This window comes from Pseudogulbenkiania sp. NH8B (genome assembly GCF_000283535.1).
GTDB classification, from domain to species: domain Bacteria; phylum Pseudomonadota; class Gammaproteobacteria; order Burkholderiales; family Chromobacteriaceae; genus Pseudogulbenkiania; species Pseudogulbenkiania ferrooxidans.
In genome coordinates, this window is sequence record NC_016002.1 from 1,307,110 (window position 1) to 1,328,746 (window position 21,637).

The 21,637-nt window shown below is 61.8% G+C and carries 19 protein-coding genes and 1 tRNA gene; 5 read left to right on the forward strand and 15 right to left on the reverse strand.

Going from position 1 to position 21,637, the window contains the following annotated elements; all coding sequences use genetic code 11:
- The first annotated feature begins 77 nt into the window (after positions 1-77).
- Entirely contained in the window at positions 78-548 is a 471-nt protein-coding gene (gene bfr, locus NH8B_RS06210; protein ID WP_008955155.1) for a bacterioferritin, read from the forward strand.
- A gap of 59 nt (positions 549-607) precedes the next feature.
- Here the strand turns inward: bfr and NH8B_RS06215 are convergent, their stop codons facing one another.
- Positions 608-2,197 carry a YdgA family protein gene (locus NH8B_RS06215; RefSeq protein ID WP_014086518.1) on the reverse strand — a complete coding sequence of 530 codons (1,590 nt, stop codon included), beginning with the start codon at positions 2,195-2,197 and terminating at the stop codon, positions 608-610.
- A gap of 135 nt (positions 2,198-2,332) precedes the next feature.
- Here NH8B_RS06215 and NH8B_RS06220 point away from each other — a divergent pair, with 135 nt between their 5' ends.
- A complete protein-coding gene (locus NH8B_RS06220; RefSeq protein WP_014086519.1) occupies positions 2,333-3,499 on the forward strand; it encodes a DesA family fatty acid desaturase in 1,167 nt (388 codons plus the stop codon).
- A gap of 120 nt (positions 3,500-3,619) precedes the next feature.
- Positions 3,620-3,970: a RidA family protein gene (locus NH8B_RS06225; RefSeq protein ID WP_014086520.1), complete on the forward strand. Its 351-nt coding sequence runs from the start codon at positions 3,620-3,622 to the stop codon at positions 3,968-3,970.
- A 66-nt stretch (positions 3,971-4,036) separates the two neighbouring features.
- Here NH8B_RS06225 and NH8B_RS06230 read toward each other — a convergent pair whose 3' ends face one another.
- From NH8B_RS06230 to tgt, 14 genes are all read right to left on the reverse strand, one after another.
- Positions 4,037-6,076: a pilus assembly protein gene (locus tag NH8B_RS06230; RefSeq protein WP_014086521.1), complete on the reverse strand. Its 2,040-nt coding sequence runs from the start codon at positions 6,074-6,076 to the stop codon at positions 4,037-4,039.
- Positions 6,077-6,087: 11 nt separating this feature from the next.
- Entirely contained in the window at positions 6,088-6,714 is a 627-nt protein-coding gene (locus tag NH8B_RS06235; RefSeq protein WP_232503538.1) for a pilus assembly PilX family protein, read from the reverse strand.
- A gap of 2 nt (positions 6,715-6,716) precedes the next feature.
- On the reverse strand, positions 6,717-7,871 hold the full coding sequence (locus tag NH8B_RS06240; protein WP_014086523.1) for a PilW family protein: 1,155 nt from the start codon (positions 7,869-7,871) through the stop codon (positions 6,717-6,719).
- 10 nt (positions 7,872-7,881) lie between these two features.
- On the reverse strand, positions 7,882-8,355 hold the full coding sequence (gene pilV, locus NH8B_RS06245) for a type IV pilus modification protein PilV (protein ID WP_014086524.1): 474 nt from the start codon (positions 8,353-8,355) through the stop codon (positions 7,882-7,884).
- Between the two features lie 2 nt (positions 8,356-8,357).
- Positions 8,358-8,876, reverse strand: coding sequence for a GspH/FimT family pseudopilin (locus NH8B_RS06250; RefSeq protein ID WP_014086525.1), 519 nt, complete (start codon positions 8,874-8,876; stop codon positions 8,358-8,360).
- A complete protein-coding gene (locus tag NH8B_RS06255) occupies positions 8,870-9,286 on the reverse strand; it encodes a type IV pilin protein (protein ID WP_014086526.1) in 417 nt (138 codons plus the stop codon). The genes NH8B_RS06250 and NH8B_RS06255 overlap by 7 nt, the downstream gene beginning before the upstream one ends.
- A gap of 85 nt (positions 9,287-9,371) precedes the next feature.
- The gene (gene miaA / locus NH8B_RS06260; protein WP_014086527.1) at positions 9,372-10,331 is read right to left on the reverse strand and encodes a tRNA (adenosine(37)-N6)-dimethylallyltransferase MiaA; all 960 of its coding nucleotides are present in this window, start codon (positions 10,329-10,331) and stop codon (positions 9,372-9,374) included.
- A 280-nt stretch (positions 10,332-10,611) separates the two neighbouring features.
- Positions 10,612-12,039 carry an exodeoxyribonuclease I gene (gene sbcB / locus NH8B_RS06265; RefSeq protein WP_014086528.1) on the reverse strand — a complete coding sequence of 476 codons (1,428 nt, stop codon included), beginning with the start codon at positions 12,037-12,039 and terminating at the stop codon, positions 10,612-10,614.
- Positions 12,040-12,116: 77 nt separating this feature from the next.
- Positions 12,117-14,006, reverse strand: coding sequence for a DNA mismatch repair endonuclease MutL (gene mutL, locus NH8B_RS06270; protein WP_014086529.1), 1,890 nt, complete (start codon positions 14,004-14,006; stop codon positions 12,117-12,119).
- A complete protein-coding gene (locus tag NH8B_RS06275; RefSeq protein WP_014086530.1) occupies positions 14,003-14,659 on the reverse strand; it encodes a DedA family protein in 657 nt (218 codons plus the stop codon). Before NH8B_RS06275 ends, mutL begins: the two co-directional genes overlap by 4 nt.
- Positions 14,660-14,778: 119 nt before the next feature.
- The gene (gene secF, locus NH8B_RS06280) at positions 14,779-15,714 is read right to left on the reverse strand and encodes a protein translocase subunit SecF (protein WP_014086531.1); all 936 of its coding nucleotides are present in this window, start codon (positions 15,712-15,714) and stop codon (positions 14,779-14,781) included.
- Positions 15,715-15,894: 180 nt separating this feature from the next.
- On the reverse strand, positions 15,895-17,736 hold the full coding sequence (gene secD, locus NH8B_RS06285; protein WP_014086532.1) for a protein translocase subunit SecD: 1,842 nt from the start codon (positions 17,734-17,736) through the stop codon (positions 15,895-15,897).
- A gap of 54 nt (positions 17,737-17,790) precedes the next feature.
- Entirely contained in the window at positions 17,791-18,111 is a 321-nt protein-coding gene (gene yajC / locus NH8B_RS06290) for a preprotein translocase subunit YajC (protein WP_008955139.1), read from the reverse strand.
- A gap of 134 nt (positions 18,112-18,245) precedes the next feature.
- Complete coding sequence (tgt, locus tag NH8B_RS06295; RefSeq protein ID WP_014086533.1) at positions 18,246-19,361, reverse strand: tRNA guanosine(34) transglycosylase Tgt; 1,116 nt, start codon at positions 19,359-19,361, stop codon at positions 18,246-18,248.
- A 124-nt stretch (positions 19,362-19,485) separates the two neighbouring features.
- On the opposite strand from tgt, the gene NH8B_RS06300 reads away from it, so the two are divergent.
- Positions 19,486-19,562: transfer RNA gene (locus NH8B_RS06300), tRNA-Val, on the forward strand.
- Between the two features lie 175 nt (positions 19,563-19,737).
- Complete coding sequence (thrS, locus tag NH8B_RS06305) at positions 19,738-21,636, forward strand: threonine--tRNA ligase (protein WP_014086534.1); 1,899 nt, start codon at positions 19,738-19,740, stop codon at positions 21,634-21,636.
- The last annotated feature ends 1 nt before the right edge of the window (position 21,637 follow it).

Genomic DNA, 21,637 nt, shown 5'->3' on the forward strand with positions numbered 1-21,637 from the left:
CCGCAAGTCACACCACTCGGCCTTGCGCTGGTAAACCCGTGTGCAATAATTTCAAGATATGCGCACAGGAGCTTGTCATGCAAGGCGATAAAAAAGTCCTAAAATTCCTCAATCAAATCCTCAAGAACGAACTTACCGCCATCAACCAGTACTTCCTGCATGCCCGCATGTACAAGAACTGGGGTCTCAAGAAGCTCAACGAGCACGAGTATCACGAATCCATCGACGAGATGAAGCATGCCGATCGGCTGATCGAGCGCATCCTGTTCCTCGAGGGCCTGCCCAATCTGCAGGATCTGGGCAAGCTGTACATCGGTGAAAAGCCGCAGGAAATGCTCGAACTCGACCTCAAGCTGGAACTGGAGGCGCTGCCACTGCTGCGCGAAGCCATCACCCATTGCGAGAGCGTCAGCGATTACGTCACCCGCGATCTGCTCGAAGACATCCTGGAAAGCGAAGAAGAGCACGTCGACTGGCTGGAAACCCAGTTGGGCCTGATCGAGAAAGTCGGCCTGCCGAATTATCTGCAGAGCCAGATGGAAGACTGAGCGGTCGCAAGACCGTAATGGAACAAGGGGGCCTAGGCCCCCTTGTCGGTTTGCGGCGATCAGCTGCCGCTGCTGGTGCTGGCCGGTGTCGCGTCCGGGGCGTCGCTCTCCTCCCACGGCAGATCGACCTTCTTGTGATTGATGGTCATCACCCCGTGCTTGTATTCCAGATCGGTGGAAATCTGCTCGTTCTGCTGCTTCAGATAGCCCTGCTCGGTCCATTGCGCCAGCTGGCTGTCGAGCAGGCTGCGCGCCAGGTCGTCCACTTCCTTCAGGTTCGGCTGGTCCTCCGCCGAGGCGTCGACGGTGAACAGGTTGCGCGCCTGCGCCACCACCAGGTCTTCCAGGGTCTGGCGCGGCAGGTTGACGCTGGCCTCGGCCTCGAAGCGTTTGAGGAAGGTCAGCGGGTTTTGCAGGTCGGTCTTCTGGAAGCCGGTGAGCGTCAGGTTGCCCTTGAGCCGCGCTTCGCCGCTTGGCATGCGTAGCGAGAACTCGTTGACCACCAGGCGCGGGTTGTTTTCCAGCAGCGGCACACCGTAGGTCTTGATGGCATTTACGTAGCGCTGGCGCAGGATGGTCGGGTCGACCCCTTCGAACGGAATCTTGCCGATCTCCTGATCGAGCTTGAGCAGGGTCGGGCCATGCAGATGGTTGGCCGAAACATCCAGCTTCATCGGGCCGTAGTGCTTGTCGTTGAGGTTGAAGCTGGCGAAGTCGAACTTGCCGCGCGTATTGACGAACTCGTCCTGCTCGCTGGTCACCATCTGGTAACGCAGGTCTTTCAGCCCCACGTTGGACGGGCGGAATTCGCCGGACGGATTGATGAACTCGCCGACGCGGATGCGCGTCAACACGTAGACCAGTTCGTTGAGCTTGAGGTTGTACGGAACGCTTTCCTTCCAGTTGAGCTGGACGTTGCCTACCGTCAGCTCGCTGGTGCCAAGCTTGATGCCACTGCTGCCCGGACGCACGTCGGACAGGTACTTGACTCCGTCGAAGGCCAACGAGCCCTTGGTCGACGCTTCGAGCAGGAACCCGGGCGAGAGAGCCTCGGTCTTGTATTCCTTGTAGCCAGAGGCGTAATCGACCTTGAGGTCGAAGCCCTTCCACTTGACCTTCACCCCGGACAGCGCTTCGTCGTAGTCGAATGAAGGGATGTTGACCTCCAGCAGGCCGCCGCCGCCGAAGCCCAGGCGGTTGGTGACGGTGATGGGCTCCTTGTCGCCAAAGAACCGCGACAGCGTCTTGCGGGTGGCGTCGCTCATGGCGAACTCGGTCGACACCAAAGCGCGTGCCGGGCGGAAGTCGAAGCTGCCGATGCCGGGCAGCGGACCGTGCTTGACGTGATGGGTAAAGCGGATGGTCGAGCCGAGCAGGGGACGCAGGTTGTCCGGCAGCATGGCCTCGTACGGCCCCGACAGGCGGCGGTTGAAAGTGAGCTCGGTGGTCTCGGTGGACGAGAACCAGCCTCGTTCATAGCTGTGGGACTTCACCTTGAACAGAGGAAACTCCGCCAGCATGCGGTGTTGTTCGGCCAGCGTATCCTCGGCCTTGAGGCCAGCCCAGTAGGCGGCCCCGCCGTACAGGACGAACAGGCCACCCAGTACCCCACCTGCAATGATCAGACGTTTTTTTTGCGGCACAAGCATCGGCTTCTGAAAGTGTAAAAAGACATCATATGTTACACCAGAGCGCTAGGGGAACACATCGGCGAAGAAAGAGTCTGACATGAGCGTAACTATTTATTACAATGAGACTTTATCCCTGATGAGGTGTGCGATTTAATGGAATGGATTAATGGTTTGATTGACTTACCGTGGTGGGGATATGTTGCCGTCGCCCTGGTGCTGACGCACATTACCATCGCCTCGGTGACCATCTTCCTGCATCGCCATCAGGCTCACCGCGCTCTGGACCTGCATCCTGTCCCGAGCCATTTCTTCCGTTTCTGGCTCTGGCTGACTACCGGCATGGTGACCAAGGAGTGGGCCTCGGTGCACCGCAAGCACCACGCCCGCTGCGAAACCGCCGAAGACCCGCACAGCCCGCAAGTGCTGGGTATCAACAAAGTATTCTTCGAAGGCGCCGAACTTTACCGCGCCGCCTGCAAAGACCGCAGCACCATGGAGAAGTTCGGTCACGGTACGCCGGACGACTGGCTCGAGCGCAACGTCTACACTCGCCACAGCGCCAAGGGCATCATCCTGATGCTGGCGATCGATCTCGTGCTGTTTGGCCCGATAGGGCTGACCATCTGGGCGGTGCAGATGATCTGGATTCCGCTGACCGCGGCCGGGATCATCAACGGTATCGGCCACTACTGGGGCTATCGCAACTTCGAGAACGAAGACGCCTCCACCAATATCCTGCCCTGGGGCATCCTGATCGGTGGCGAAGAACTGCACAACAACCACCACACCTTCGGTACCTCGGCCAAGCTCTCCTACAAATGGTACGAGTTCGACATCGGCTGGATGTATATCCGCATCCTGGAAATGCTGGGGTTGGCGAAGGTTCGCAAGGTCGCGCCCAGGTTGGCCGAAGATCCGTCGCGTCCGCACCTGGATATCGAACATCTGCAGGCGGTGGTCGCCAACCGCTATGCCTTGGCGGCCCGCTATGCGCGCGAACTGAAAGACGTCTATCGCAGCGAGATCGAAAAGCTGGGCCAAGGTAATCTGGCCGGCAAGATGAAGACCTGGCTCAAGCAGGAAGCCAAAGATACGCCGGAAGAAGAGCGCAAGCAGCTGGCGGAACTGCTGGAAAAGAGCCATGTACTGCAGACCATCTACACCATGCGCCAGGAGTTGTCCCGTTTGTGGGAGCGCTCCAGTCTGACGCGAGAGCAACTGCTGAAAGAGCTGCAGGAGTGGTGCGCCCGTGCCGAGGCCAGCGGCATCGAAGCACTCAAGAGCTATGCCCAGCGTCTGCGCCGGGTGGCTGTTGCCTGATCAGGCATGAGCCAGGGCAGGTTCTGATACACTGCACGACGGCGGGACGCACTCCCGCCGTTTTTTATTGTCGGGCTCCAGGGGGAGCCCGGGCGCGAATTCCATTGCATAAGGATTGCCATGACCATCTATCGTCACAAACCGGGCAAGCGGCTGGCCGAGGCGGCCGTCGTCAACGGCATGATTTTCCTGGCCGGCCAGGTGCCGGAAAACACCGACTCCGACGCACGCGAGCAGACCGCCAACGTGCTGGGTCAGATCGACACGCTACTGGCCGAGCTGGGGTCGGACAAGACCAAGATTGTCGATGCCACCATTTTCCTCGCTTCGCTGTCCGACTACGACGCCATGAACGAGGCTTGGGACGCCTGGGTGGCCGAAGGCCACGTACCGGCACGGGCCACGGTAGAGGCCAAACTTGCCAATCCTGCCTGGAAAGTCGAGATCAAGATTGTCGCCAGCCGCGGCTGAGAGTAGTGAGTGTGCACAAAAAAAACCCGGTCGATGAGCCGGGTTTTTTTTGTTGGAGCAGGCGGCTTACTGGGTGATCACTTCACGCCAGAACACGCCCTTCACCGCGCTGCCGGTGCCGCCGCTGGTCGTCAGCAGTGTGCCGACGTCGACATTCAGTGTATCGCCGTCGGTGGTACGGATCATCGCTCGGTAATCGCCGCTCGACAGCTTGACCACGGTCGGACGGCTGGCCAGGAAGTGGGTGTCGGAGAGTCCGGCACTGGTAGCGGCGCTGGCCAAGCTGAAATAGCCGGTTTGCAGGCCAGTCTGGTAGTCGATCACGTACAGCCAGCTTTCCATGGGCGAGCTGGTGTTGGTGTCGCAGGGGTTGGACGGCTTGTTGGCGGTGAACAGCACCTTGCCGTTGGCAATAGCGGCGGAGTTGATCACGCGTTGTCCCGTCGGCAGGTTGGCGGCCCAGCCATAACTGGAGAGGTTGCTGGCGACCCCGACGGTGGTACTGGCACTGGTGTCGTAGTTGCTGGAGGCCAAGGTCACTGTGCTCAGCTGGTTGGGAACGGTGGCGTCGTTGCTGTCGTTGTAGCTGGTGACGGTATCGATGCGGTCGATCAGGCCGTACATGCTGCCGCTGGCGGTGGTGAGATCGGATGGTGTCAGGTAGCGCCCGGTACCGATGTAGATGAAGCGCTTAGGCGTGCCGTCGATGGTGATTTGTCCCAGTTCGGGCTCGCTGCTGATCGGGGCGCCCAGGCTGGCGAGTTTGTGCACGTTCCAGCTATTGGTGTCGGTCGAGGTCAGGTCGAAGCGCCAGACGTTGCCGTCCAGGTCGCCCCCATAAACATACTGGACCTGGTTCAAGGTCGAATAGCTGTCGGCAAAACCGGCAATATAGTTCAGCCCCTTGCCGCTCACGCTGAATTTTTTGATGAGCGCGCCGGTCGTCAGGTTGACGACATACAAATAGCTGTTCGAGGCGAGACTGCTGAGATCGAATGTACTGAAGCCGCTGGCAAATATCGCCACCTGGGTGACAGTGGAGCCAATGATGGCTTGGGTAATGATCGGGCGACCATAAAGGTAGCCGGTATCGCTGTCCACTGTCGTCGCTCCACTACTGTTGTCGAAGGTCCAAAGCGGGGTCGGGTTGGCCGTGCCCAACGTCAGCGAGTACACCCCTTTGGCGCCTTTGGCAAAGCCGCTCGACAGATAGTAAGTTGTGGTTGTGGTGGTTTGATTGCCATTGCCGGTGGTAGTCGAGGTGAATTTATCGATTGCGGGCGTGGCATCGAGCCAGTACTTGTGCGTGTAACCGCTGGTGACGTAGGCCTTGATCTTGTTCGGGGCATCGCTTTGCCCGATGGAGTTCAGGAACGCTTTCGGGATATAGGTCCAGGCTTCGCTGCCGTTGCTGCTGTTGTTGGCACCGATGGTGCCGTTGTTGTGCGTGAAGGCGTGCAGCATGCCGTCGTTCGCGGCCTGAATGACCATACTCAACCCGGAGACGTAGACAGGCTCGCTATGGACGATCGTACCTAGACGTTTAGCGGGAATACGGTACGTTGTCCCGAGTGTCACGCTAGGGTTGCCGGTGGTGCTGTTGACCCCTTTCAGCAATTTGATGATGTTTTCGCAGTCCGACTCGCTCGATGCACCGAGATAGGTTTGATTGGTTGCAGAGCAAAAGCTGCTGGTGTCCTGAATTTCGGTCGCCGTGCCACCGATGTTGGTGTAGAACTTCCTGCTGCTGTTATTGCCGCTCAGGCTGCTGTTGCTCAAGGCGGTCAGGATCGTCTGGGCGCTCCATTGCGCGGTGCTGCTGATCGAACCTGTGGTGGGGTCGATGGTGAAGGCCTTGAGGTCCCCCGTCATCATGGTGGCGGTGTCGTCGTAGTAAGAGGCGAACAGTGTGCTGTCACCTTGCACGATATTAGAGTTGGTCACCGCGGCCGCAGACCCCCCTTGCGAACTGTCGACGCTGGTGGTGCACACCTCGAGAGGGGTATCGGGCAGGGTGGTCGACGCGTCGGCCTGCGCCAGCCAGGGTGTCGCCATCAAGATGCCGGCCAGCACGAATTGCCTGGTAATCCTTCTTACCGTGGACATGATCATGTTTCCTATCGGGTGAGGATGGTCTGGGAAATGCTCAGGCTGCTGCCTGGACCTTCGGCGCGGCTGGTGACGCGGTAGTAGATGCTGTTGCTTGAACTGAGCCCGGAAAACACGGTGCTTCCAATCTTCTTGCTACCGCCCAGCGTGCTGGTGCTGCCGCTGGAGGGGATGGCGTACTGGCATTTGCCGGCCTTGTCGGTGACGGCCGTGCCCAGGGTGCCGGTGCACAGCCGCTCAATGATGAATTTGACGGTGTAGCCCGAACTGTTGCTGACGTTGATGGCGCTGACCGTGGACCAATCTATGTTGTCCGGTACGCCGTCGCTATTGGTGTCCAGATCAACCGGATAGTAGCAATTGTTGAAGGTGGTCGAGTTGGTGCTGCAACTGGCGGCATTGGAGCCATCCAGCGTGGTGCTGCTCAAGCTGCCGAGTGCCGATAAGCCGTATTGCAGCCCGACGTCGGTGAGGTGGATGCCGCCTTCCCGGAAGGCGAGGTTGCGTGTCATCAGTCCGGAGAAATCCACCACCCGTACCATGGCCACGCCGATGAGCAGGATGGCGATCATGGCGATCAGGGTGATGACCAGTGAGACGCCACGCTGGGCGCTCTTCAGGGGGCGTGTCGTCATGGCTAGCCGGCGGACCATATCGTGTTCCTCAGCGGGATGACGCTTTCGTAGATGCGGTATTTGTAATGCTGCCATTCGGTGCCGCCCGCGCCACCGTCCAGACGTACCTTGGTACCGCTCCAGATGCAGATGCCGTTGGAAAAACCGGAACAGGCAGTGGTGACGATGCCGCTTTCGCGTTTCGGGGCGCGGGATACCACGGCCAGCTTCACCGCCTGCAGGGTCAGTATCTTGGTCAGGCTGGCGCTATCGGCGGTGAGGGCTGACTTGGCATAGGAGCCGGTGGCATCGGTCCAAGTGTAGCTGCTGCCGCTCTTGATCCCATACTGTGCCTGCATATTGACGATGTTCTCGCCCAGCGTGTAGTTGACGGTGGAGGTTCGCATCGAGGCATCGGCCAGCTTCAATTGGCGATTGGTTTCATCTACCGAGTAAGTGCTGGTAATGACGTCGGAGCCTAGCTTGATGATGTAGTTGCCGGCAGAGTAGGTAGGGTAGCCGTTGGAGTTTTCATAGTTCGTGGCCGGGTTGTAGGTGGTGCCGTTGTCGTTGTTACCCGGGTTCTGTTGCAGCTTTAGTGCGGAATTCTGTTTCTGGGTCAGGTCGAAGCGGGTGCAATTGCCGGTGCTGGGATCGTACAAAACGGAGAAGGTGTTGACTTCGAAACCGGACACGGAGCTGACGTCGAGTTCCGACGAACTAGGCGGCATGGTTTTACTGAGGGTGGCCAGGCCAAAGCTGAGGTTGCCTTTACCTCCCCTGATTTCGACCTGGTCCGCTTCACCATTGGTGCCGCCGTCGACGATGATCAGGGGGGCGATCGAGACGCCGAAACCGGCGCCGGCGAAATTGGGGTCTTCACTGCCACTGGCCCCGTTGGTGCCGACATAAGCGTAGCGATGGGTGCAATTGATCAGGGCCCCGATCTGGGTGCCGTAGCCCGCGCTGCGGATTGCCTGTTCCATCAAAACCATCGAGGTCAGACCTTGGTTCTGGCCCTCCGAGGCCGAGTCCGTGGTTTTGCGCTGGTTCCACCACAGCCCCATGATCTGCGACAGCATCAGCGTGGTGATCAGCGCGATGGTCAGCCCGATCATGATTTCGATCAGGCTGATGCCGGACTGGCGGCGCGGGGAGCGTAAATGCGGCTGATTCATGGTGATCGCCTCAGGAGGTGGGGATCAGCGTGGTGGTGGTGAAGTGGCGCACATCGCTGTCGGACGTGTTTTGCCAGCAGATCGTGACGGTGACCTGGTTGGCGGAACCGCTAAGGGTCGAGGCGATGGTGACGGATTGGCGAGCCGCAGTGGCATTGGGCAGGGTCGAGCTGATCGAACTCAGCCAGTTGCTGACCTCGGCCTGGCTGGAACTGGTGCTGCTGCCATCACAGGTATGGCCGCTGTTGAAGGCGAAGTTGGTGGCAAAGCTGGCGCTGGCACGGGCCGCCCACATCTGCCCGATCAGGCTGTTGGCGAGGTAGGTGGCCTGCCCGCGGTACTGGTTCTCGCTGTTGGCGCGGATGGTGAAGCCTTGCAGGGCGATCAGGGCGAGGATGCTGATAGCGAAAATGGCCATGGCGATCAGGGCTTCGATCAGGGTCGAGCCTTGCTGGTTTTGCCGTGAGATGCTCGGGCGGGCCATGGTCAGCACTTCCTCGGGTCAGTCGAGCTGGTGACGTTGGGGTCGCACAGCTTCAGCGCGCCCCCCGTCTGCAGGGTGATGCGCATGTCCTTGCTGTCGGCCGCGGCGATGGTGGTGACGTCGAAGTTCAGTTGCGTCAGCGGTGTGGCGTCGCTGATGCGGCCGAGCCCATTGAAGGTGACGGTGGTGACGGTGGAGGGCGTCGGGGTGATCGTTACCTTCGGGGCGTCCTCGGCAAAATTCTTTTGCTGCAGCACGGCACCGGTGTCGACGCGCTTGATCTGCCAGATTTTCTTGGTGGTGGAGTCAAAGCTCAGCTGCACGGCCGTGTTGGTGCGGATGGCTTCGGCGCGCGCCAGTTGCAGGCTGGCCATGGCGGTATCGGCCGCGTTGCGGATCTGGTGATTCATCAGCCAGGTCGAAAAACTGGGCACGGCAAAAGCCAGTACGACGGCCATCAGCACGATCGAGATCAGCATTTCGATCAGGGTGAACCCGCGCTGGCGCATCCGCTTCAACATTCGTCCCCCTTGATCAGCCAGCAGGACTTGCTAACCGTGCTGCCCTTGTACTGGGTGGTGCTCTTGCTGTTGCTTTGATTCAGGCTGTAGGTATACCCGGCCATGGCGGTGGTGCCGGTGGCGCCGAGGGTATAGCCGGTGCTGCCGCTGGCGGTACAGGCGAGGGTGAAATAGTCGACGGTAGAAGGAGTGGCGCCGCAGGTGGTGCCGGAGGCGGCGTAGCTGCGGTTGTCGGCGTAGTACTGCTCCAGGCTCACCCGGGTTTGCGACAGCTGGGCCAGTGCCGCGTTGATGCGGCCGCGTCGCACGTAATCCTGATAAGCCGGGACGGCGAGCGACATCAGGATGGCCACTACGACGATGGCAATCAAGAGTTCAATCAGGGTGAATCCCGCCCAAGCTTTTCTCATAATTTTTCCGGACTCGTCCAATCTTTATCATGATAGTCGAAAGAGTACGGTTTAAGGCGCTGATGTGCCGTTGTTCTGTTTGATTTTAAGTGGCGTGTGGCGTCGACGACGACAGGAAATCGCGACAAACGTTCAGTGCCGTGGTGGTGACAGTCGGGCTGGCGGGCTCGAGAACGGTGACGTCGGGCATCGAGCGCAGCCAGGTCAGCTGGCGCTTGGCCAGTTGCCGGGTGGCGGCGATGCCTTTGTCGAGGAAATCGGCGTAGCTGGCTTGGCCGTCGAGGTGTTCCCAGGCCTGACGGTAGCCGACGCAGCGCATCGAGGGCAGGTCGGGCGTGAGCTCGGGATAGCGTTGACGCAGGCGCACGACTTCGTCGAGGAAGAACTGTTCCAGCATCAGCCGGAAGCGCAAGGCGATTCGCTCGTGTAGCCAGGCGCGGTCATGCGGGATCAGCGCCAGTTTGAGCATCTGGAAGCGGGCGGCCTGGCTGCGCCCTTCTGCGTGCCACGCCGAGAGCGGTTTGCCGGTAAGCCGGAAGACTTCCAGCGCGCGCTGGATGCGCTGCGAGTCCATCGGTTCGAGGCGCGCGGCGGTGATCGGGTCGGCTTCGGCAAGTTGGGCGTGCAGCGCGGGCCAGCCGTATTTGGCGGCCTCGAGGTCGAGTTGGGCGCGGGTGGCGACGTCGGCGGGCGGCATGTCGGAGAGGCCGTCGATCAGCGCCTTGAAGTAGAGCATCGTGCCGCCGACCAAGAGCGGCACCTTGCCGCGTGCAGCGATATCGTCGATCAGGCGGTTGGCATCGGCGTGAAACTGCGCTGCGGAATACGCTTCCAGCGGGCTGATGATGTCAATCAGGTGATGGGGCACCTGCGCCATCTCGTCACGGCTGGGCTTGGCGGTACCGATATCCATGTCACGGTAGACCAGCGCGGAGTCGACGCTGATGATTTCCACCGGAAAGTGGCGGGCCAGTTCGAGTGCCAATCCGGTTTTGCCGGAGGCGGTGGGGCCCATCAGCAGGATGGCTTTGGTGGGGGTGGTCATGGGGTGCGGCGATGAGTGCGACAAGGCGATATTGTCGCACCGGGCGAGGCTTCGGCCAACCTTTGCAGCGGGGGCAAGCTTGGCCACATGGCGATGAGAACTTATCTCCATCGGCGAGCGAGCCAAGGCAGGTTGAGCACCGCCAGAGAACAGGAACCGGAGTGCACTCGGGGTACATGAGGATTCCGTATCGCTGAGCGATTTGCTCTGCGATAAATGCGCACGCAGTGCGCCGCGGTACTCAAGATGCAAAGGCGTAGCCGCCTAATGGGGGCCGTTCTCAGACTGGGGCGGTTTCGTCGACAAACTGGCGGATCGCCGCCAGCAGCGTCTGGCCACGCGCGTCAGCCGTCGCTTCCAGCGTGGCAATCTCCTCCAGGCACTGGGCGCGGTGGCGGCCGGGGATGGCGCCATCGATCAGCTTGCTGCGGCACCAGTTCTGCCAGCGCTCCCGCTCGGCGGCCGACAGCGAGGCAGGAAAGTTGCGGGCACGGTAACGGAACAGTTGCTCGGAGAGTTGTGCATCGTCGAAGGCCGGGCGTTCGCCGGCGAGTTGCACCGCCGACAGGGTGCGCAGCCGGGTGAGTTCGCGGCGGTCATTGTTGGAAACGAAGCCGCCGTAGAGGTTTTCATCCACGTCGGCCGGTGCGCCGGTCTCGCGCTGGTAGACCTTGCGCCAGACCGAGGTCAGGTTCGGCAGGGCTTGCGCGGTCTCGGCGTGGCGATTAATGGCGTCGAGATCGATGCCCCAGTGATCGGCACGTTCATCACTCAGAACGCGCAGGTTGCTCACGACGAATGGCGATTTGTTGATGTGGATGGTCTTGATCGGTAATCGGCTGACACCTTCGGGCAGCTCGTCGCTGCGGCTGAACAGGCGCTGGCGGATCGTGTCGGGGCCGAGTCCGCGCAATTCGGCGGGGTCGTAAGCCAGGTCCCAGACGATCACTTCATTCTTGTTGCTCGGGTGCTCTGCCAGTGGCCAGACCACCGCCAGGTTGCCGCGCTCGGCCCCGTACATGCCAGAGACGTGCAGCAGCGGGCGCGGGGCATGCAGGCTGAGTTGGTGGCGTACGGCATCCTTCTTGCGCAGGCCGAGGTAGAACTCGAACAGCTTGGGCTGGCGCTGGCGGATCAGCCGTGCCAGCGCGATGGTGGCGCGCACGTCTGACAGCGCATCGTGCGCGGCCTCGTGGGCCAGGCCGTTGGCGGCGGACAGGTGCTCGAGCTTGAAGCTCGGCAGGCCGGTATCGTGCTTGGGCCACTCGATGCCTTCGGGGCGCAGCGCGTAGGTGGCGCGAACCAGGTCGAGCAGGTCCCAGCGTCCGCACTGGTTCTGCCACTCGCGCGCGTAGGGGTCGATCAGATTGCGCCAGAACAGGAAGCGGGTGACTTCGTCGTCGAAGCGCAGCGAGTTGTAGCCGACGCCGATGGTGCCCGTCGTGGCCAGCTCGCGCTCGATCACGCCGGCGAATTCGTGCTCGGCCACGCCGTGCTGCTGACACAGCTGCGGGGTGATGCCGGTGAGCAGACAGGCTTCGGGGGAGGGCAGGTAATCCGGGCTGGGCCGGCAATACAGCATGACCGGTTCGCCGATCTCGTTCAGCTCGGCATCGGTGCGGATGCCGGCGAACTGCGCCGGACGATCCTGGCGCGGCACGGTGCCGAAGGTCTCGTAGTCGTGCCAGAAGAAGGTGTGCTGTGACATGGCGTGGCGGGCAGGGGTAAAGGCGGCATTGTCGCACCGCCGCGGGCTTCGGCCAACCTTGGCCGAGCGGGCCGCCGTCAGCGCCCGCGCATGAACAGGTTGTCGAGGTCCTTCATGGTCAGCCGGCTCCAGGTCGGGCGGCCGTGGTTGCACTGGCCGGAGCGTTCGGTGGCTTCCATGTCGCGCAGCAGTGCGTTCATCTCGGCCAGCGTCAGCTGGCGGTTGGCGCGCACCGCGCCGTGGCAGGCCATGGTGGCCAGGAGCTCGTTGCGGCGCTCGGTGAGCACCCGCGTTAGGCCGAATTCGCGCACGTCCTTCAGTACCGCGCGCGCCAGCTCGACCGGATTGCCGTCCTTCAGCCACACCGGCACGCCGCGCACGGCGATCTGGGTGGGGGAGAGCGGGGCGAGCTCGACGCCGAGCCGCTTCATCTCCTCGCCGTGCTCGTGCACCGTGGCCGCCTCCATGCGGTCGGCGGCGAACGACACCGGCAGCAGCAAAGGCTGCATCGGGATGCTGTCGGCTTCCAGCGCGTTCTTCAGCCGTTCGTAGACGATGCGCTCGTGCGCGGCGTGCATGTCGACCACGATCAGGCCTTCCTGGCACTGGCTCAGGATGTAGACCCCGTGCAGTTGCGCCAGGGCGAAGCCGAGCGGAGGGATGCCGTCGTCGCTGTCGGGCAGGGTGGCCAGCGTGGCGGCAGGCAGCGGCGACGGCAGCGGTCCTGCCGGGCGGGTGTCGGCCTGGCGTTCTTCCTCGCGCAGCCCGGAGAACAGCGCGTCGTACACCCCGATCGCCTCGCGCGCCACGCCGAGCGGAATGCTCTGCTGCTCGTAGCGGTAGCTCTGCACCGGGGTGCGGCCATTGCCGGTTTGGCTGGTGGCGAACAGCCCGACCGGTGCCGGGCTGGCGCCGGAAAGGTTGGCCGAAGACGGGGTGGCGACCCCTTCTGCCAGGGCCACGGCGGGGGCCGCCCCGGCCGTGGTGGCCGCCAGGGCCTTGTTGACGCTGTGGAACAGAAACTGGTGGATGGCCTGCGATTCGCGGAAGCGCACCTCGATCTTGGTCGGATGCACGTTGACGTCCACCCCGGCGGGGTCGATGGTCAGGAACAACGCGTAGGCCGGATGGCGGTCGTGGTGCAGCACGTCGCGGTAGGCCTGGCGCAGGGCGTGCTGCGCGGTCTTGTCGCGCACGAAGCGGCCGTTGACGTAGAAGTACTGGGCGTCGCGACTGGCCTTGGAGTAGGTCGGGCTGGCCACGAAGCCCGCCAGTTGCAAGCCTCCGGCGTTAGTTTCCAGCGGCAGCGCGGCCTCGACGAAATCCTTGCCCAGCAGCGCACCGACGCGCTCGGCCAGGGACTGAGCCGGCAGGCGCCACACCGCCTTGCCGTTGTGACGCAGCAGAAACTCCACCTGCGGATGGGCCAGCGCGATGCGCTCGAAGGTCGCCGCGCAGTGGGCGTACTCGGTGTTCTCGCCCTTGAGGAACTTGCGCCGCGCCGGGGTGTTGAAATAGAGATCGACCACCTCGACACTGGTGCCCGGCGCGTGCGCCGCCGGTTCCACCGGGTGCAGCGCACCGTCGATGGCGATGATCTGGTGCGCGTGCGCCTCGTCGTGCGGACGGCTGATCAGCGTCAGCCGCGATACCGAGGCGATACTGGCCAAGCCCTCGCCACGAAAGCCCAGCGTGGCGACGCTTTCCAGGTCGGCGAGCGAGGCGATCTTGCTGGTGGCGTGGCGGTCGAGCGCCAGCGGCAGGTCATCCGGCACGATGCCGCTGCCGTTGTCGGTGACGCGGATCAGCTTGATGCCGCCTTGGGCGAGATCGACGGTGATCCTGTCGGCGCCAGCGTCCAGGCTGTTTTCCAGCATTTCCTTCAGCGCCGAGGCGGGACGTTCCACCACCTCGCCGGCGGCGATCTGATTGACCAGGTGGTCGGGCAGGGCATGGATGCGCTTCATGCGGTCTTGCGTGCCAGGCGCTTGTGGCGCCAGATTTCGACGAGGCCCGGCAGCAGCGAGACGAAGATGATGCCGAAGATCAGGTATTCCAGGTTGCTTTTCACCACCGGCAGGTTGCCGAACAGGTAGCCGGCGTAGGTGAAGCTGGCCACCCACAGCACGCCGCCGATGATGTTGTAGGCGAAGAAGCGGCGATAGCTCATCGCGCCGGCCCCGGCCACGAACGGCGCGAAGGTGCGCACGATCGGCACGAAGCGGGCTAGGATGATGGTCTTGCCGCCGTGGCGCTCATAGAAAGCATGGGTCTTGTCGAGGTATTGCTGCTTGAGCAGGCGCGGAAAGCGCGCCATCAGCGACAGTCCCAGACGGCGACCGATGGTGTAGTTGACACTGTCGCCCAGCACCGCCGCCGCGATCAGCGTCACCACCAGCGCGTGCGCGTTCATGCCGCCGGTGGCCGCCAGGGTGCCGGCGACGAACAGCAGCGAATCCCCAGGCAGTACCGGCGTCACCACCAGGCCGGTCTCGCAGAACACGATCAGGAACAGGATCAGGTAGATCCACGGGCCGTACTGCGCCACCAGCACCGCCAGGTGGCGGTCGATGTGCAGCACGAAATCGAGCAGAAATTGAAGGGCTTCCATGGCGTTCATTGTACAGGAGGTTGGCCGAAGCCGTTGAGACGGCGAGCAAGAGGGGAGGGCGAGCTACTCGCCGGTGGTGATCGGGTATCGCAAAAGAAACTGGCCGGACGGGCCGGCCAGTGCAGTGATCAGACTACCGCTTCGTCCTTGGGTTTCTGCGGCTTGATCATGTGCTCGCGCGCCACGCCCAGCCACAAGGCGATCGGGCTCGCCACCAGCACCGAGGAATAGATGCCGAACACGATGCCGATGGTCAGCGCGATGGCGAAACCGTGCAGCGCCGGGCCGCCGAAGACCAACATCGACAGCACCATCGCCTCGGTACAACCGTGCGTGATCAAGGTGCGGCTCATCGTCGCGGTAATGGCGTTGTCGATGATCTCGGACACGTTCTTGTTGCGCATCGCCGCCTTGCGGAAGTTCTCCCGGATACGGTCGAACACCACCACCGACTCGTTCACCGAGTAACCCAGAACCGCCAGTACGCCGGCCAGCACGGTGAGGCTGAACTCCCACTGGAAGAAGGCGAAGCAACCCAGGATGATCACCACGTCGTGCATGTTGGCGATGATGGCCGCCACGGCAAAGCGCCATTCGAAGCGCAGCGCCAGGTACAGCATGATGCCCAGGCACACGATGATCACCGCGGTCAGGCCATGGGTGACCAGCTCCTCGCCCACGCTTGGGCCGACGAACTCGACCTTGCGCAGTTCCACCGCCTGGTCGGCCGCCTTGAGGGTGCCCATCACACGCTCGGACAGCTGCGCCGAGCTTACGCCCTGGCGGCTAGGCAGACGGATCAACACGTCGCGCGACGTGCCCAGGCTCTGCACCGTGGCCTCGCCGAACTTGAGGGCGTCGACGCGGTCGCGGATGTCGTTCAGGTTGGCCGCCTGCCGGTACTGCACTTCCATCACCGTGCCGCCGGTGAATTCCACGCTGAAGTTCAGGCCCTTGGCGAACAGAAAGAATACGGCCAGCACGAAGGTCACCAGCGAGATGGTCGTGGTGAGCCTGCCGTAGCTCATGAACGGGATGTCCCGTTTGATGCGGAAAAGCTCCATTGCGTCCTCTAGAGGTAAGGGCGAGCGGCTTGGCCGCCCGCCTGGAACCGGTTCACGATCTGCTGCGCCATCCCCGAGCGGTGGTTCGGCTTCGGTTTGAAAATCAAATGGACAACATGTCCATTTGATTTGCCGCCTGCTTCGCCCCGCTGGGGATCGTTCGCAAGAGATCGTGGGTTTTTACGATTCAGGTTTCCAGACCTGGCCGATCGACACCGTGGCCAGGCGCCGCTTGCGGCCGTACCACAGGTTGACGAAGCCGCGCGACACCAGGACCGCCGAGAACATCGAGGTCATAATCCCCAGGCAATGCACCACGGCAAAGCCGCGCACCGGGCCCGAACCGAAGATCAAGAGCGCGAGGCCGGCGATCAGCGTGGTGATGTTGGAGTCGAGAATCGTGGCCCAGGCATGCTGGTAACCGGCCTGGATCGCGGAGTGCGGCGGCACGCCGTTACGCAGCTCCTCGCGGATGCGCTCGTTGATCAGCACGTTGGCGTCGATCGCCATGCCCAGCGTCAGTGCGATGGCTGCGATGCCGGGCAGGGTCAGCGTCGCCTGCAGCATCGACAGCACCGCCACCAGCATGAACAGGTTCACCCCCAGCGACAGCGCCGAGATCAGGCCGAACACGCGGTAGTAGATCAGCATGAACACGGCGATGACGGCAAAACCCCACAGCGTGGAGTGGAAGCCCTTCTCGATGTTCTCCTTGCCCAGGCTCGGGCCGACGGTGCGCTCCTCGATGATGTTCATTGGGGCGGCCAGCGAGCCGGCGCGCAGCAGCAGCGCGGTATCGTTGGCTTCGGCGGCGTTCATGCTGCCGGAAATCTGCACCCGGCCGCCGCCGATCTCGCTGCGGATCACCGGCGCGGTCACCACTTCGGCGCGGCCTTTTTCCACCAGCACCATCGCCATGCGCTTGCCGATGTTCTCAGCCGTCACCTGGCGGAAGATCGAGGCCCCGGTGGAGTCGAGATTGATGTGCACCGCCGGCGTGCCGTTCTCGTCGAAGCCCGGCTGGGCGTCGTTGATGTTGTCGCCGGTCAGCTCGACCTCTTTGCTTACCAGTATCTTCTGCGGGCCGCGTGGAGTCAGCTCGTCCAGCAGTTCGTAGCCACCCGGTACGTTGCCGGCCAGTGCCTCGGCCACCATGCTCTGATCGTCGGACACCATGCGCACTTCCAGCGTGGCGGTACGACCCAGAATGTCCTTGGCCTTGGCGGTGTCCTGCACGCCCGGCAGCTGCACCACGATGCGGTTGGCGCCGGATTGCTGGATGATCGGCTCGGCGACACCCAGTTCGTTGACACGGTTGTGCAGCGTGGTGATGTTCTGCTTCACTGCATCGCTCTGGATGCGGGTGATCTCCTCCGGCTTCAGCGTCAGGCTCAGCTTGTAGCTGTTGTCGTCGCTGGTAAAGCTCAGCGAGGGCAGGGCGCGGGCCACGGCGTCTTCGGCTGCCTTCAGCGTGGCCGCGTCGCGCAGCTGCACTTCCAGCGTGTTGCCATTGCGCTTGATGGTACCGTAGCGGACCTTCTTGTCCTTGAATTCGCGACGGATATCGCCGGCGTAGCGCTCCATGGTCTTGTCGGTGGCTGCCTTCATGTCCACTTCGAGCAGGAAGTGAACGCCGCCACGCAAGTCCAGCCCCAGGAACATCGGGTAGGCCTTGAGCTTGGTGAGCCAGTCGGGCGAGGCCGCCAGCAGGTTGAGCGCGATGATGTAGTTGTCACCCAGCGCCTGCTGGATGGCGTCGCGCCCCTTGATCTGGGTGTCCGGGTCGTGGAAACGGACCTTCAGGCTATTGCCGTCCAGAAACAAGCCGTCCGGGGTAATGTGCTGGGCGGTCAACGCGGCTTCGACGCGGCCCATCAGCGCGGTGTCCACCGGAATGGACTGACGCGAGCTGGAAATCTGGACGGCAGGGGTTTCGCCGAAGAAATTGGGCAGCGTATAGATCGTCGAGACGACCAGCGCTACCACGATGATGAAGTATTTCCAGAGTGGATAGCGGTTCATGTGCGAGAGTCTGGCAGAAGGGAAATGGCCGCCCGTTCAGGCGGCCCGGGTGTATTACAGGGACTTGATGGTGCCCTTTTCCAGTTTGGCCGATACCGCGCCGCGCTGGATCTGGACTTCCACGCCGTTGGCGATTTCCACCGACAGGTACTGCTCGCCGGCCTTGGTTACGCGGCCCACGATACCCCCTTGGGTCACCACCTCGTCGCCCTTGGCAATTTCGGACAGCATTCTCTGCTGTTCCTTGGCGCGCTTCTGCTGCGGGCGTACCAGCAGGAACCAGAACAGCGCGAAAATCACGACCATCGGCAGGAAGCCCATCAGGTCGAAACCGCCCGGAGCGGTGCCGGCAGCGAATGCGGGGGTGATGAACATCGTGTTAACTCCCTTATGTTTGTTGTCTATCAGTATCCGAAGCGGGCCATTGTAGCCACGCCGTGTTGCTTTTCCAACCGTGGCGGCAGCGCAAACCCGGTATGACCCTGGTCTGAAGCCCTGGTTCCATCGCCTCAATCGGCTCCGCGTGCTCGGCGCTGGGCAAAATCGACCTGGAACGCCGGGAAGCGGTCCTCCTCGATGGCCTGGCGCATTTCCGCCATCAATTGCTGGTAGTAATACAGGTTATGGATGGTGTTGAGGCGCGCTCCCAGGATTTCTCCGACCCGATGCAGGTGGTGAAGGTAGGCGCGGCTGAAGTTGCGGCAAGCGTAGCAGCCGCACGTCTCGTCCAGCGGTTTCTTGTCACCCTTGTAGCGCGCGTTCTTGATCTTCACGTCGCCCCACTGGGTGAACAGCCAGCCATTGCGCGCATTGCGTGTCGGCATCACGCAGTCGAACATGTCCACACCGTTGGCCACCCCGTGCACCAGGTCCTCCGGGGTGCCCACGCCCATCAGGTAGTGCGGCTTGTCGGCGGGCAGCATGTCCTTCATTTCTGCCAGCATGCGGTACATTTCGGGCTTGGGCTCGCCGACGGACAAGCCCCCGATGGCGTAACCGTCGAAACCGATCTCCATCAAGCCTTCGAGCGATTCGCGGCGCAAATCGGTATAAAGGTTGCCCTGCACGATGCCGAACAGCGCGTTCGGGTTCTTCAGGTCGTCGAAAGCGCGGCGGGAACGTTCCGCCCAGCGTAGGCTCATGCGCATCGACTTGGCGGCGGTGTTGTGGTCAACCTGGCCCGGGGTGCATTCGTCGAAGATCATCACGATGTCCGAGTTCAGCACCTTCTGGATTTCCATCGACTTTTCCGGGGACAGGAACAGCTTGTCGCCATTGACCGGGCTCTGGAAGGTCACGCCTTCCTCGGTGATTTTGTTCAGCGCCCCCAGGCTGAACACCTGGAAACCGCCGGAGTCGGTGAGGATGGGCTTGTCCCAGCCGATGAAGTCGTGCAGGCCGCCAAACTGTGCAATGACCTCGAGCCCGGGGCGCAGCCACAGATGGAAGGTGTTGCCCAGGATGATCTGTGCGCCGATGTCGCCCAGTTCGACCGGGCTCATCGCCTTGACCGAGCCGTAGGTCCCCACCGGTTGGAAAACCGGGGTCTCTACCGTGCCGTGGTTCAGTTCCAGCGTCCCCCGGCGGGCGCCGCCGGACGTTTTGTGTACGGTAAACTTCAGCATGTAAATAAGGTTTGCGTAGTAAAATCAGCGCGCTAGTATACCCGAAGCGGTCTGTCTCACGAATTTTTGCTGTTAGGGGCTTGCCAAGGATGATTGCGGTGAGTATTATGCACTCCTCGACGACAGGCACGTAGCTCAGTTGGTTAGAGCACCACCTTGACATGGTGGGGGTCGTTGGTTCGAATCCAATCGTGCCTACCAAAATTCAGCATTGGAGCATTCCCGGAAATGGCTTTCCGAACTACTTTCACCCGTTATTCGCGCTAGTCGCGCCTTGCGGGATGTTCCATGCAAAAAAGTGCGGCTTTGGCCGCACTTTTTTTTTGTTTTCCGAATTTGATCGCGCCTTGCCCGGCCATACTGCGTTGGAGTTCACATGCCTGATATTCGCCTGCCCGACGGCTCTGTCCGTTCCTTCGATAAACCGGTTTCCGTGCACGAGGTCGCTGCCTCCATCGGTACCGGTCTGGCGCGTGCCTCGCTGGCAGGCCGTGTCGACGGCCGACTTGTTGATACCAGCCATGTGATCGACCGTGATGCGGATCTGGCCATCATTACCGACAAGGATGCCGATGGTCTCTCTATCATTCGTCACTCCACGGCGCACTTGCTGGCCTATGCCGTTAAGGAGCTGTTCCCCGAGGCGCAGGTGACGATCGGTCCGGAAATCGAAAACGGTTTCTACTACGACTTCAGCTACAAGCGCCCGTTCACCCCGGAAGACCTTGTCGCCATCGAGAAGAAGATGGGGGAGTTGGCCAAAAAAGACATCCCGGTCGAGCGCTACGAGCTGCCTCGTGACGAGGCTATTGCCTACTTCAAGTCGATTGGCGAGCACTACAAGGCCGAGATCATCGAATCGATCCCGCAGGGAGAGGTGCTGTCTCTGTACCGAGAAGGTGGTTTCACCGACCTCTGCCGCGGCCCGCACGTGCCGTCCACCGGCAAGCTCAAGGTGTTCAAGCTGATGAAGGTGGCGGGTGCCTACTGGCGTGGCGACAGCAAGAACGAAATGCTGCAGCGTGTCTATGGCACAGCCTGGGCCAAGAAGGAAGACCTAGCACAGTACCTCTACATGCTGGAGGAAGCCGAGAAGCGTGATCATCGCAAACTCGGCAAGCAGCTCGACCTGTTCCATCTGCAGGACGAGGCGCCGGGCATGGTGTTCTGGCACCCCAAAGGCTGGCAGCTGTGGCAGTCGGTCGAGCAGTACATGCGCGCCACCTTGACCGAGGCCGGCTATCAGGAAATCCGTACGCCGATGGTGATGGACCGCATCCTGTGGGAAAAATCCGGTCACTGGGAGAACTACCGCGAGAACATGTTCACCACCGAGTCGGAGAAACGCGACTACGCGGTCAAGCCGATGAACTGTCCGGGTCACGTACAGGTGTTCAACCAGGGGTTGCGCTCCTATCGTGATCTGCCGTTGCGCTATGCCGAATTCGGTGCCTGCCATCGCAACGAGCCGTCCGGCGCGCTGCACGGCATCATGCGCGTGCGCGGTTTCGTGCAGGACGATGCCCACATCTTCTGTGCCGAAGAGCAGATCATCGAAGAGGCGCGCGCCTTCAACGAACTGACCATGCGTGTCTACCGCCAGTTTGGTTTTGACAATGTTTCGGTCAAGCTGTCGCTGCGGCCCGAGAAGTACTCCGGCACCCTGGAGGCATGGGATCGTGCCGAGAACGGCCTGCGCGAAGCGCTGCGTGCGTGCGGTATCGAATGGGAAGAGCTGCCGGGTGAGGGTGCGTTCTACGGTCCGAAAATCGAATACCACATCAAGGATGCGCTTGGCCGGTCCTGGCAGTGTGGTACCCTGCAACTCGACTATGTGCTGCCGGAGCGTCTCGGTGCCGAATATGTGGCGGAAGACAACTCGCGCAAGCGCCCGGTGATGCTGCACCGAGCCATCCTGGGCTCGCTTGAGCGCTTCCTCGGTATCCTGATCGAAAACCATGCCGGCGCCTTCCCGCTGTGGCTCGCGCCGGTGCAGATGGTGGTGATGAATATCACCGAAGCGCAGGCCGATTATGCTTCGGTTGTGGTGCAAACGCTGAAAAAACAAGGCTTCCGAGTCGAGCTCGACTTGAGGAATGAAAAGATCAGCTATAAAATCCGCGAACACAGTCTGCAAAAACTGCCGTACCAGATTATTGTGGGCGACAAGGAAAAAGCAGACGGTCTGATTGCCGTTCGTGCTCGTGGTGAAGATTTGGGCCAGCTGACGCTGGACGACTTCGTGGCACGCCTGAAGGCCGAGATGCCTCAGTGAC